The following is a 12,046-nucleotide window of genomic DNA, read 5'->3' on the forward strand; positions in this document are numbered from 1 at the left end:
GCTTTGAAAAACTGGTATGCGTACCCTGTCCTGCGTGCGGTGAGGAGAAACCGCCTCACCGCGACGCGCAGGACAGGAGCAAGAACGGGCGGTGTCGTGATTGGCCGTCCAGACCTTGAAACATCTGCACGGACAACGCGTGCATACAAATTGTGTGAAAGGCAGGCGGTGTCGTAGTTGGCCGTCTGACAGGCAAACACCATGGCGGACGATTCCGGCCGGCTCAATCAGGTCTTCGCGGAGACCTCGTTCCTCTACGGCGCGAACGCCGTGTTCATCGAAATGATGCAGGAGAGGTGGGCCGAAGATCCCAACTCCGTGCCGCCGGAATGGCGGGCCTTCTTTGATCAACTGCTCGACCGTCCCGACAATGTGAAAGCCAATGCCGCCGCGGGGGGGTGGGCCAATCCGGGCCAGGGACCGCGCGATGAACTGATTTCCGCCATGGACGGCTTCTGGCCGGCGGTCGCCGCCAAGGTCGAAAAAGGGATCCAGCAGCGCAATCCGCAAGCCTCCGCCGCCGATACCCAAAGCGCCGCGCGCGACTCTATCCGCGCCCTGATGCTGATCCGCGCCTTCCGTATCCGTGGCCACCTGCAGTCCAACCTCGACCCGCTGGGTCTCGAACCGCCGATCCAGAACCCGGAACTGACGCCGGAATACTGGGGCTTCACGGCCGCCGACCAGGACCGCCCGATCTTCATCGACGGCGTCCTGGGTCTTGAGACGGCGACGCTCAAGGAAATCATCGCCATCGTCCGCCGCACCTACTGCGGTAATATCGGCGTCCAGTACATGCACATCTCCGACCCGGCCGAAAAGGCGTGGGTGCAGGAGCGCATCGAAGGCCGCGACAAGGAAATCACCTTCACCAAGGAAGGCAAGATCGCCATCCTGAAGAAGCTGATCGAGACCGAAGGCTTCGAACGCTTCTGTCACCGCCGCTTCCCGGGCACCAAGCGCTTCGGCCTTGACGGCGGTGAAGCCATGATCCCCGCCCTTGAGCAGATCATCAAGCGCGGTGGCGCCTTGGGCGTGAAGGACATCATCTTCGGCATGGCCCACCGTGGCCGCCTGAACGTGCTGGCCGGCGTCATGGGCAAGCCCTACCGCGCCATCTTCCACGAGTTCCAGGGCGGATCGACCCTGCCGTCGGACATCGAAGGCTCGTCGGACGTCAAGTATCACATGGGCGCTTCGTCGGACCGTTCGTTCGACGGCAACAATGTCCACCTGTCGCTGACGGCCAACCCGTCGCACCTGGAAATCGTCAACCCGGTCGTGCTGGGCAAGACGCGCGCCAAGCAGGCCTTCCAGAACAAGGGCAAGACCGACGCCGTGCCGGACCGTTCCGGCGCGGTCGGCCTCTTGATCCACGGCGACGCCGCCTTCGCGGGCCAGGGCGTCGGCATGGAATGCTTCGCCTTGATGGGCCTGAAAGGCTACAAGACCGGCGGCACATTGCATTTCGTCATCAACAACCAGATCGGCTTTACGACGGCGCCGCGCTTTTCGCGCTCGTCGCCCTATCCGTCGGACGTGGCCCTGATGGCCCAGGCGCCGATCCTGCACTGTAACGGCGACGACCCCGAAGCCGTCGTCTTCGCGGCCAAGATGGCGACGGAGTTCCGCCAGAAGTTCGCCAAGGACGTGGTCGTTGACATGTTCTGCTACCGCCGCTTCGGTCACAACGAAGGCGACGATCCGACCTTCACTCAGCCGATCATGTACGCCAAGATCAAGAACCATCCGTCGACTCGCGAACTGTACGCGCAGCGTCTGGTTCAGGAAGGCGTCGTGACGCAAGCCGAGGTCGATGGTTTCGTCGCTGAGTTCGATGCTTTCCTTGATGCCGAATTCGAAGCCGGCAAGGCCTACCGCGCCACCAAGGCCGACTGGCTGGACGGCAAGTGGCAGGGCCTGGGCCTGCCGGAAGAAGACGAGCGCCGTGGCACCACCTCGGTTCCGCGCGCCAAGCTGGTCGAGCTCGGCAAGAAGATCACCACGATTCCGAATGACATCGACGTCCACAAGACGCTGAAGCGCGTCATCGAGGCGCGTCAACAGATGATCGCCACTGGCGAAGGCCTCGACTGGGCCACCGCAGAATCGCTGGCCTTCACCTCGCTGCTCGACGAAGGCTTCCCGGTACGCCTGTCGGGCCAGGATTCGATCCGCGGCACCTTCTCGCAGCGTCATTCGGGCTGGGTCGACCAGACGACGGAAGAGCGGTACTTCCCGTTCAACCACATCCGCGACGGCCAGGCCCAGTACGAAGGCATCGACTCGGCCCTGTCCGAAGAAGCGGTGCTGGGTTACGAATACGGCTATAGCCTGGCCGACCCGAACACCCTGACCCTGTGGGAAGGCCAGTTCGGTGACTTCGTCAACGGCGCCCAGGTCATCATCGACCAGTTCATCACTTCGGGTGAGCGCAAGTGGCTGCGCATGTCGGGCCTGGTCATGCTGCTGCCGCACGGTTACGAAGGCCAGGGGCCGGAGCATTCGTCGGCGCGTCTCGAACGCTTCCTGCAGATGTGCGCCGAGGACAATATCCAGGTCGCCAACTGCACGACGCCGTCGAACTATTTCCACATCCTGCGCCGCCAGATCCACCGGCCGTTCCGCAAGCCGCTGATCCTGATGACGCCGAAGTCGCTGCTGCGTCACAAGAAGGCGATCTCGTCGCTGTCGGAAATCGCCGAAGGTTCGAGCTTCCACCGTGTCCTGCACGACGACGCCGAGCGCAAGCCCGAAATGGCCGGCGTCAAGCTGGTGGCTGACGATAAGATCCGTCGGGTCATCCTGTGTTCGGGCAAGGTCTATTACGACCTGCTGGAAGACCGTGAGAAGAAGGGCATCAAGGACGTGTACCTGATGCGCCTGGAACAGTTCTATCCGTGGCCGATGAAGTCGCTGATGACGGAACTGGGCCGCTTCGCCAATGCCGAACTGGTCTGGTGCCAGGAAGAGCCGAAGAATATGGGCGGCTGGTCGTTCGTCGACCCGTGGCTGGAACTGACGCTCGAACGCCTCAAAATCAAGGCCAAGCGCGCCCGCTATGTCGGTCGCCCGGCTTCGGCCTCGACGGCGGCGGGTCAGATGAGCCGCCACCTCAAGGAACTGGAAACTTTCTTGAATGAGGCCTTCGCATGACGAAGCCCATCGGCCTGAACGAAGCGTTCGCTTAAACCCCTTCTCCCCGAATTGCCCGCCGCTTATGAAGCGGCGGGCTTCAAAACATGCTGAAATTGGAGCCTGACAATGGCTGACATCCTCGTTCCCGTCCTGGGAGAATCCGTAACCGAAGCCACCGTCGCCAAGTGGACCAAGACAAATGGCGACGCCGTCAAGAAGGACGAAGTGCTGGTCGAGCTGGAAACCGACAAGGTTTCGCTCGAAGTCGCTTCGCCCGCTGACGGCACGCTGCAGATCCTGGTCGGCGAAGGCGAAACCGTAACCCCGGGCACCAAGCTAGGCACTGTTGGTGGCGCTGGCGCTGCTGCTGCCTCGGCCGCTCCGGCTGCTGCTGCGGCACCTGCCGCCAAGGCTGCTGCACCGGCCCCCGCTGCTTCGGGTGGCGCGGCCCTGCTCGACGTCAAGACTCCGGTCATGGGCGAAAGCGTCGCCGAAGGCACCATCTCGACGTGGCGCAAGAAGAAGGGCGACTCCGTCAAAAAGGACGAAGTCCTGGTTGAAATCGAAACCGACAAGGTCGCCGTTGAAGTGGCTTCGCCGGCTGACGGCACCCTGGCCGACATCCTGGCCGCGGACGGTGCGACCGTGACGCCGGGCCAGGTCATTGCTAAGATCTCGACCGACGGTTCGGTCGCTGCTTCGTCGGCGCCTGCCGCCGCGGCTGCTCCGGCACCGGTGGCTGCTGCCGCACCTGCCGACACCGGCAAGCCGCTGTCGCCGGCCGTTCAGCGCATCGTTTCCGAAACCGGTCTCGACCCGAACAAGGTCGACGGCACGGGTAAGGACGGCCGCATCACCAAAGGCGACGCCCTGGCGGCCCTGTCTTCGCCGGCGCCCGCGCCGGTCGCTGTCGCGCCTGTGCCTTCGGCCCCTGCCGCGCCGCGTGCCGTGGGCGCCCGTGAGGACCGCGTAAAGATGACGCGCCTGCGTCAGACGATCGCGCGCCGCCTGAAGGAATCGCAGAACACGGCGGCGCAGCTGACAACGTTCAACGAAGTCGACATGACGGCCATCATGACGATGCGCAACGCCTATAAGGACGTGTTCGAGAAGCGTCACGGCGTGAAGCTCGGCTTCATGTCCTTCTTCGCTAAGGCCGTCGTCGCCGCGCTGAAGGATATCCCGGCCGTCAACGCCGAGATTGAAGGCACGGATATCATCTACAAAAACCACTACGACCTCGGCATCGCCGTCGGCACCGACAAGGGCCTGGTTGTTCCTGTTCTGCGCGACGTCGACAGCCTGTCGCTGGCCGGCATCGAAAAGGGCATTGCCGCTCTGGGCAAGCAGGCGCGCGATGGCACGCTGTCGATCGACCAGCTGCAAGGCGGCACCTTCACCATCACCAACGGCGGCATCTACGGCTCGCTGATGTCGACGCCGATCCTGAACATGCCGCAGGTCGGTATTCTGGGCATGCACTCGATCAAGGAGCGCCCGATGGCGGTCAATGGTCAGGTGGTTATCCGTCCGATGATGTACCTGGCCCTCTCATACGATCACCGTATCGTCGACGGCAAGGAAGCTGTGACCTTCCTGGTCCGCGTCAAGGAAGGCCTGGAAGATCCGCAGCGTTTTGTGCTGGACGTCTAAGCACTGAGATGTATTGGGGCGTGGGGTCCGTGACCCACAAACCTTTCTTGTTCGATAAAAAACCTCGCCCCTAAAGGGCGGGGTTTTTTATTGAATTAGGGAAGACTTGGGGCGCAGGCCCCAAACCCCGATACATATCCGCGCTTCACCGGCCACCCCCAAAATGGTACTCAAAGCCATGATCCGCGCGTTCCTGATCCTCTGTGCCTGCCTGTCCCTAACCGGCTGCCTCAGCATGCCGCGCGAGCTGTTCGACGACACCGCGCAGAAACAGGCGCAGCCGGTCGGCTTTACCGCCATCCGCATGACCTCTGACGACAACCAGCTGACCGAACGGCTGGAGCAGGACCTGCGCACCCAAAGGCAGGCACGCAAGACTTCCGGCCCCTTGTCGATCCTGGCATTATCCGGCGGCGGTGCGGACGGAGCCTTCGGCGCCGGCGTGCTCAATGGCTGGACGCAACGCGGCGATCGCCCGGAGTTCGATGTCGTCACCGGCGTGTCGACCGGCGCCCTGATCGCACCCTTTGCCTATCTCGGCAGCGCCTATGACGACCGCCTGCGCGACGCCTACACCAGCGGCATTGCCACCAAAGCCATGTCCAAGCGCGGTCTCGGCGCCCTGTTCACACCCGGTATGTTCAGCTCGCGCCGCTTCGCGGCCCTGGTCGAGCACTTCGTCGACGTCCCCTTGATCGAGGCCATTGCCGCCAAGACCGAGCAGGGCGGCCGGCTCTATGTCGCCACCACCAATCTCGACACCCAAAGCGGTGTCATCTGGGATATCGGCGCCATAGCCACTCAAGGAACGGACAGGGACCGGCGCGACGGCGGCGATGCAGGAAGAACCGAAGCCTGCGCGCTGATCCGTGAAATCCTTGCCGCGTCGGCCAGCGTGCCTGGCGCCTTCGCACCGGTGATGATTACGACCCAGACGGCGGACGGACGCCGGATCGAGGAAATGCATGTCGACGGCAGCGTCACCATGCCCTTCTTCGTCCTGCCGGAATCGATGCTGAGCTGGACCGTGCCGCAGGACCTGCGCTCGAACGCGCGCATCTATGTGCTGATCAACGGCAATGTCAGCCCGCACTTCGCCGTCACCCGGAACCGCAGCCTGGACGTGGCGGCGCGCAGCCTCGACACCCTGACGCGGGCCCAGGCGCGCACGACACTGATCTCCATACGCGGGTTTGCCGCGCGTAACGGGGTGGGTGTGCTGACCGCCAGCATCCCGGACGATTTCAGCGGCGGCGGTCTGTTGGCCTTCGACAAGGACAGCATGCAACGCGTCTTTGCGCTCGGTCATGCCCGCGGGCTGGCCGGGGACGCCTTCAGGTCGGACGGCCGATAGCCGCGAACGATCGCCCGCCACGACAAGACAAACGGATGCAGCAGGCTGCCCGTCGCGCTGTGAACATCTTCCTCGCCGGGCGAGCCGAAGCGCAGACTTTGCCTCGCTTCCGGCAGGCGCAACGTGCCGAATACCCGGTCCCATACCGCCAGGCACGAGCCGAAATTGCAGTCATAGTGCGCCGGATTGTCGGAATGGTGCAGGTGGTGATGGCCGGGGCTCAGGAACCATTTTCCCAGCGTTCCCGTAAACGCGATGCGGATGTGCGAGTGCTGCAGGTGGACGACGGTGTACATGAACGCCACCAGGATAATGTTCGTGCCGGAAACCTGCGCCACGTGTGCCTCGCCGAGCAGGTACTGGCCTATGCCCTGCACCGTGCCGACCGTCAGCGCCAGGATGTTGGAAAAGATCAGCGTGTCGATCGGATGCATGCGCGCCGCCGTAAAGGGCGTCAGAACCTCGGCGGTGTGATGCACACGGTGGAACGGCCACAGCCACGCCGTCCTGTGCTTGAACCAGTGATCGAACCAGTAACCGAAATCGTAGGCCAGAAAGGTCGCTATCGTCAAAAGAGCCATACCTGTCCAACCCGGCAGAAGCGCAGGGGAAACGCCAAACGCGCCGCGCAGCATCCCGCCCGTAACCTGGCTGACCGTGCTCGCAGAGATCAGGCTCCAGCCGATCAGCGACAGGGTGACGAAGGTGTTGAGCAGAAACATCCCGAGATCGGCACGAGTCGAGCGATGTCCCCAGATGCTGCCCGGAAAAAGGGCCCGCGCCAGCGCCTTCCAGGGCAAGGGATGCCGCCGCCGGCGGCGAACGCCAAGAAATACGGCGGAAATGACCAGCGCCGCCATTAGCGACATCAGCGAATAGGTCGATCCTGCCGCCAGAAAGACGCGCCCCAGCACGTCGCCGACGGCGCCAAGGCTGTGGCTCAGGACGGATAGGCCGCTGGTCTGCATACCGCCACCTTAGGCGGATGGCTTTGATATTGACTTAATCGCCACGCGCCTGGCGAAAAAAAGTGCGGGTCTTGAAACGCCGAGACAAAGCCGGTGCTTTGTGATTAGTCTATTTGAAATAATAAGTCCGGGGAATTCCATGATCATCCGCACACTGCTGGCTTCGGCCGTTGTTGCCGCGACCGCCTTGTCCCTGGCGGCGCCTCTGCATGCCGAAACGCGCTCGCAGGCCATGCGTCGCAAGGAAGTCTTTACCGACCAGGATGCGGAAAAGGGGCAGGCGCACGTCAAGGCAGCCATGACGGTGCCCATGGAAACGTTGCTGGCCAAGGCCGATATCCAGCATCCCCAGAACATGCTGCAATATGGCCTTGGGCTCTATCTTGGCCGTCCGTCGGCAACGGCGTCCATGCCCCAGGGCGAAAAGGAAAAGCTCAAGGCCGCCTATCGCGCCTTGCTTGACCAGTACCTGACCTCCAGCGATAAGTTCGGCAACGTCACCTTCGACGAAGACGCCATGCTCGACAATGGCGACTTCTGGGTCTACCTGGCGCAGCACATCGGACGGCCCAAAGAGCGCCAGCCACTCAATCACGTCGGCACCGGGGTCGATTCGACCGGGGCGGCGACCAACATATTCATGGTCGACCGGATGGAAAATGACGCCGACGACTATAACCTCGTCACAGAGCCTATTATCCGCCGCCAGGTGGCCAATGCCGCCATTACCTGCACCACGACGGCGCGGTCGTTCGCGCGCATGAAGAAGGCGCAGACGGTCGCCCTCGCCGAAACCAAGCTGACGCCGGAAAAATACGCGGAAATGCGCGTGACGGCGGCGCGCATCTATCGCACCTCCTATGTGCTGGGCGTGCGCGCCTGCGTGACCGAAGCCAACTTCATGGCGGCCGCGGATTTCGCCGGCCAGAACCTGGGCACGCTCGGCACGCTGAAGGATGACCCGGCGGCGCAACTGGCCAATCTGGACGGTGCGGACGCTCCCCAACTGGAGGAATAGCCAGAACGCGCGGTTTAGGTTAATATCCGCGTTAACCGAAACCGCGACGCCCCTTGCGGGCCGTGACCCGAGGGGGGAATCATGAAGTTTTTCCGGTATTTGCTCGTCGCCATTACCGTTCTCTACGCCGCATGGATCGCTTTCCCCGTGGCCAGGAACTTCCTCTTCCCACCGGATACGGGACAGTCCGTGCCGTCGATGCAGGCCGATCGCATCGATCACTCGGCGGGCTCGGGAGCAATGGATAGCGAAACGACGATCCCAATGGACTCGATCCAGGGCGATACGGCCGTCGAAGCCATCGAGACCCAGAATACGCCGGTTGTTGCGCTTTGGGCCGGGGTCATCCTGCTTTATCTGGTCGCGGCGCTGCTGCACGCCAACGGCAATGTCCGCGCCGCCCTGACCTATGCCCTGGGCTTCCTGGCCGACCTGGCCCTGACCTACCTGACCTCGGGCAGCCCGGGTTTTGGCACTACCGACAAGATTTTTGATGTCCTTTCAACCTGGGACCCGCGCTATGTGCTGACACTGCTGGCGCTGGTACTGGGTCTGATGATCTACGCTTCGAGGCTGCGGCCGAAGCCCAGGATGATGCGCGCCGAGCTGGACTAGTTGGAGCTGTTACGTCTTCAGGCCACTGGCCTGAAGATTCTTCAGTTTTGACTTGACCCGATGGGCCTGGGCTCCTACGTGCTGGGCATCCGAATTCCTTGACGTGAGAGGGCTTTGACGTGGCCGAGGACCAGAATTTCGACGTAGTCATCATCGGTGGCGGGCCGGGTGGATACAATGCCGCCGTCCGTGCCGGACAGCTGGGCCTGAAGACCGCCATCGTCGAGATGCGCGGGGTGCTGGGCGGCACCTGCCTGAACGTCGGCTGCATGCCGTCGAAGGCGCTGCTGCACGCGTCGGAGCTGTTTGAAGCGGCGTCGTCCGAGTTCGCCAGCATCGGTATTGAGGTGCCGGCGCCGAAGCTGAACCTCGTCCAGATGATGAAGGCCAAGCAGGACAGCGTCACGGCGCTGACCAAGGGCGTCGAATTCCTGATGAAGAAGAACAAGGTGACCTACTTCGTCGGTCGCGGGACGATCGCTGGCCAGGGCCGGGTGACGGTCACGGGCAATGACGGTGCGACGCAGACGCTTGTCACCAAGAACATCGTCATCGCCACCGGCTCCGAGCCTACACCTTTGCCAGGCGTCGATGTCGACCAGAAGCAGATTGTCGATTCCACCGGCGCGCTGTCGCTGCCGTCCGTGCCGAAGTCGCTGGTCGTCGTTGGGGCAGGCATCATCGGCCTGGAGCTCGGTTCGGTGTGGCGCCGCCTGGGCGCCCAGGTCACCGTCGTCGAATTCCTTGACCGCATCACGCCGGGCATGGACACTGAAGTCGCGACCGCCTTCCAGAAGGCGCTTGTCAAGCAGGGCGTCAGCTTCAAGCTGGGCACCAAGGTGACCAAGGCCGCTACGGGCGCCAAGGGCGTCGAGCTGACACTGGAACCTGCCGCCGGCGGTGCGCAGGAAAAGGTCACGGCCGACGTCGTCCTCGTCGCTATTGGCCGCCGTCCCTTCACCAAAGGGCTGGGGCTGGAAACGGTTGGTGTCACGACCGATCAACGCGGTTTCATCCCGACCAACCACTTCAAGACGGCAGCGCCGGGCGTATGGGCCATCGGTGACGTCATTACTGGTCCGATGCTGGCGCACAAGGCCGAAGAAGACGCGGTGGCCTGTATCGAACTGATCGCCGGCAAGGCGGGTCACGTCGACTACAACCTGGTCCCGAGCGTTGTCTACACCTTCCCGGAAGTTGCCTGGGTCGGCCAGACCGAAGACCAACTCAAGGCGGCCGGCGTGCAGTACAAGGCCGGCAAGTTCCCGTTCACGGCCAACAGCCGCGCCAAGATCAACCACGAGACCGAAGGCTTCGTGAAGTTCCTGGCCGACGCCAAGACCGACAAGGTGTTGGGCGTGCACATGATGGGCCCACAGGTCGGTGAAATGGTCGGCGAAGTCTGCGTGCTGATGGCCTTTGGTGGCGCGTCGGAAGACCTGGCGCGCACCTGCCACCCGCACCCGACGCGTTCGGAAGCCGTCCGCCAGGCGGCCATGGGCGTCGAAGGCTGGACGATGCAAGCTTAAACTTATGGGGTTTGGGGCCTGCGGCCCCAAGTCTTTTTAGAACCAAAGAAAATGCCTGGCCCTAAGAGGCCAGGCATTTTCTTTGGTATCAGGTAGTCTGTGGGCGCGCGGCCCCACGCCCCATAAGTTGGTGTTTATCACCAGGTCTGGTACGTTGGCGTTTGAGGGGGGAGTTATGATCAGAACCGTCATACTAAGCACTATCGCTTTGGGGCTTTCGGCCGGTGCGGCCGTGTCGCAGCCTGCCGGCACCAATGAACAGGATCCCGCCGCGGTCCTTGCTGCCCGCATGGTGCATATTGTTGAAATCGTCGAAAAGGCTCTGGTCGCCCCACTGGCCGACCTCGAAAAAAGCGCCCGCGAAGGTTACGCGCGTGACAGGCTTATTTACGGCCTGGCGCTGAAGGCTGGACGAGCAGGCCCTGGGCAGGAGAAAAAAGCCAAAAAGTGGATCAAGAAAGCCGCCAATTCGTTTGTTGGGCCTTCACGTTCTGGGCCGCCGATCCGCAAAGATGAATGGTCGTCGCCGTCTCCACCCCCTCCGCCAGGGCGCGGCGCTGGTGGGCGGGCTTACACCCATGACTACTCGCTTACGGGTTCCGGCAGTACGATTGATCTCTCAACCCTAAATCCGGACACCATTCTCCTGACTGAGGCCTGCGTGGACGCACTTCTAATGGCGCCCGACCGTCGCGCGAATGTCTTTGCGTGTAGTGGAGAGGCTGAATATCAGCGGCTTCTGGGGCTTATGCCGAAGAAAACGAGCTAACCTTTGGGGTGTGCGGACGCATAAGCCGCCAGCAGCTTCTCGGTATCAACCTGGGTATATTTCTGCGTTGTCGACAACGACGCATGGCCCAGCAGTTCCTGAATCGAGCGCAGGTCGGCGCCGGAACCCAGCAAATGCGTGGCAAACGAGTGGCGTAGCGCGTGCGGCGTGGCGCGGTCGCTCAAGCCCAGCCGCGAACGCATGTGCTGGACGCTGGCCTGCACGTGGCGGGGGGACAGCTCGCCGCCGCGTTTGGCGCGGAAAAGCTTGTCGGACGGCTGCAAGGTATATGGTTGCTTGGCCTTGTAGGCCTCGATGGCGTCGCGCACGGCAGGCAGGACAGGCAGGACACGCATCTTGTTACCCTTGCCGGTGACGCGCAGGGCATCGCTCAACGGCGTATCGGCCACGGTCAGAGCCAGGGCTTCGGAAATCCGCAGGCCCAGGCCGTAAAGCAGCATGTAGACGGCCTCGTCCCGGGCGTTTTCCCAATCGTCACGATCGGCATCCATGCGGGTTTCTGCAATCAGCCCGATGGCCTGATCCAGATTGAGCGGGCGGGGCAGGGTGGCCTTCAGGCGGGGCCCGCGCAGCATGGCGACCTGGGCATTAGCCAGGTCATGATGAAGGTCCAGCCATTTGTGGAAGGTCTTGATCGCCGACACATGCTGCGCCACCGAGCGCGGTGACAGTGGCGGATCCTTGGCGCGCAGGTGCGCCATCCAGCCGCGCAAGTCCGCTGACGAAACCGCCACCACATCATCGAGCGTTGGCTCCGCACCCAGCGTCCGCGCCAGATGTCCAAAATAGTGCCTGAGGGCATGGCCATAGGCCTCAAGGGTGCGCGGCGAACAACGCCGCTGCCCCTTAAGCCATTGTAACCATTGAAATTGCGCGTCGGCGAGATCCATTATTGGGCCGGCGGGTACGATATAGCGTTTTGGGCGGCCTCCCCGCCCCGCCGCAAAGAATGCCGGAGACGGTGAGAGGGCTTACTCCAAA

9 protein-coding genes are annotated in these 12,046 nt (G+C 62.8%); 7 read left to right on the plus strand and 2 right to left on the minus strand.

Features of this window, described 5'->3' with window-relative positions:
• The first annotated feature begins 201 nt into the window (after nucleotides 1-201).
• The 3 genes from J2X24_RS13335 (at nucleotide 202) to J2X24_RS13345 (ending at nucleotide 6,145) form a co-directional block, all read left to right on the plus strand.
• Entirely contained in the window at nucleotides 202-3,156 is a 2,955-nt protein-coding gene (locus J2X24_RS13335; RefSeq protein WP_209722374.1) for a 2-oxoglutarate dehydrogenase E1 component, read from the plus strand.
• 108 nt (nucleotides 3,157-3,264) lie between these two features.
• Complete coding sequence (gene odhB, locus J2X24_RS13340; protein ID WP_209722378.1) at nucleotides 3,265-4,791, plus strand: 2-oxoglutarate dehydrogenase complex dihydrolipoyllysine-residue succinyltransferase; 1,527 nt, start codon at nucleotides 3,265-3,267, stop codon at nucleotides 4,789-4,791.
• Between the two features lie 163 nt (nucleotides 4,792-4,954).
• The gene (locus J2X24_RS13345; protein WP_245344681.1) at nucleotides 4,955-6,145 is read left to right on the plus strand and encodes a patatin-like phospholipase family protein; all 1,191 of its coding nucleotides are present in this window, start codon (nucleotides 4,955-4,957) and stop codon (nucleotides 6,143-6,145) included.
• Here J2X24_RS13345 and J2X24_RS13350 read toward each other — a convergent pair.
• Nucleotides 6,097-7,113, minus strand: a complete 1,017-nt coding sequence (locus J2X24_RS13350; RefSeq protein ID WP_209722381.1) for a sterol desaturase family protein — start codon at nucleotides 7,111-7,113, stop codon at nucleotides 6,097-6,099. The two genes, J2X24_RS13345 and J2X24_RS13350, sit on opposite strands and share 49 nt — an antisense overlap.
• A 139-nt stretch (nucleotides 7,114-7,252) precedes the next feature.
• On the opposite strand from J2X24_RS13350, the gene J2X24_RS13355 reads away from it, so the two are divergent.
• From J2X24_RS13355 to J2X24_RS13370, 4 genes are all read left to right on the plus strand, one after another.
• Nucleotides 7,253-8,131 (plus strand): hypothetical protein, encoded by an 879-nt coding sequence (locus J2X24_RS13355; RefSeq protein WP_209722385.1) that lies wholly within the window; start codon nucleotides 7,253-7,255, stop codon nucleotides 8,129-8,131.
• A gap of 81 nt (nucleotides 8,132-8,212) precedes the next feature.
• Nucleotides 8,213-8,746, plus strand: coding sequence for a hypothetical protein (locus J2X24_RS13360; protein WP_209722388.1), 534 nt, complete (start codon nucleotides 8,213-8,215; stop codon nucleotides 8,744-8,746).
• 119 nt (nucleotides 8,747-8,865) lie between these two features.
• On the plus strand, nucleotides 8,866-10,275 hold the full coding sequence (gene lpdA, locus J2X24_RS13365; RefSeq protein WP_209722391.1) for a dihydrolipoyl dehydrogenase: 1,410 nt from the start codon (nucleotides 8,866-8,868) through the stop codon (nucleotides 10,273-10,275).
• A gap of 175 nt (nucleotides 10,276-10,450) precedes the next feature.
• Nucleotides 10,451-11,044 carry a hypothetical protein gene (locus tag J2X24_RS13370; RefSeq protein WP_209722393.1) on the plus strand — a complete coding sequence of 198 codons (594 nt, stop codon included), beginning with the start codon at nucleotides 10,451-10,453 and terminating at the stop codon, nucleotides 11,042-11,044.
• Here the strand turns inward: J2X24_RS13370 and J2X24_RS13375 are convergent.
• A complete protein-coding gene (locus J2X24_RS13375; protein WP_209722396.1) occupies nucleotides 11,041-11,955 on the minus strand; it encodes a tyrosine recombinase XerC in 915 nt (304 codons plus the stop codon). The genes J2X24_RS13370 and J2X24_RS13375 overlap by 4 nt on opposite strands.
• Nucleotides 11,956-12,046: the final 91 nt, after the last annotated feature.

The organism is Asticcacaulis solisilvae (assembly GCF_017875235.1).
GTDB lineage: Bacteria > Pseudomonadota > Alphaproteobacteria > Caulobacterales > Caulobacteraceae > Asticcacaulis > Asticcacaulis solisilvae_A.

Coding starts and splice junctions, on each gene's coding strand:
- J2X24_RS13335 (WP_209722374.1), top strand. CDS start 202: ATGGCGGACGATTCCGGCCGGCTCAATCAGGTCTTCGCGGAGACCTCG.
- odhB (WP_209722378.1), top strand. CDS start 3,265: ATGGCTGACATCCTCGTTCCCGTCCTGGGAGAATCCGTAACCGAAGCC.
- J2X24_RS13345 (WP_245344681.1), top strand. CDS start 4,955: ATGGTACTCAAAGCCATGATCCGCGCGTTCCTGATCCTCTGTGCCTGC.
- J2X24_RS13350 (WP_209722381.1), bottom strand. CDS start 7,113: ATGCAGACCAGCGGCCTATCCGTCCTGAGCCACAGCCTTGGCGCCGTC.
- J2X24_RS13355 (WP_209722385.1), top strand. CDS start 7,253: ATGATCATCCGCACACTGCTGGCTTCGGCCGTTGTTGCCGCGACCGCC.
- J2X24_RS13360 (WP_209722388.1), top strand. CDS start 8,213: ATGAAGTTTTTCCGGTATTTGCTCGTCGCCATTACCGTTCTCTACGCC.
- J2X24_RS13370 (WP_209722393.1), top strand. CDS start 10,451: ATGATCAGAACCGTCATACTAAGCACTATCGCTTTGGGGCTTTCGGCC.
- J2X24_RS13375 (WP_209722396.1), bottom strand. CDS start 11,955: ATGGATCTCGCCGACGCGCAATTTCAATGGTTACAATGGCTTAAGGGG.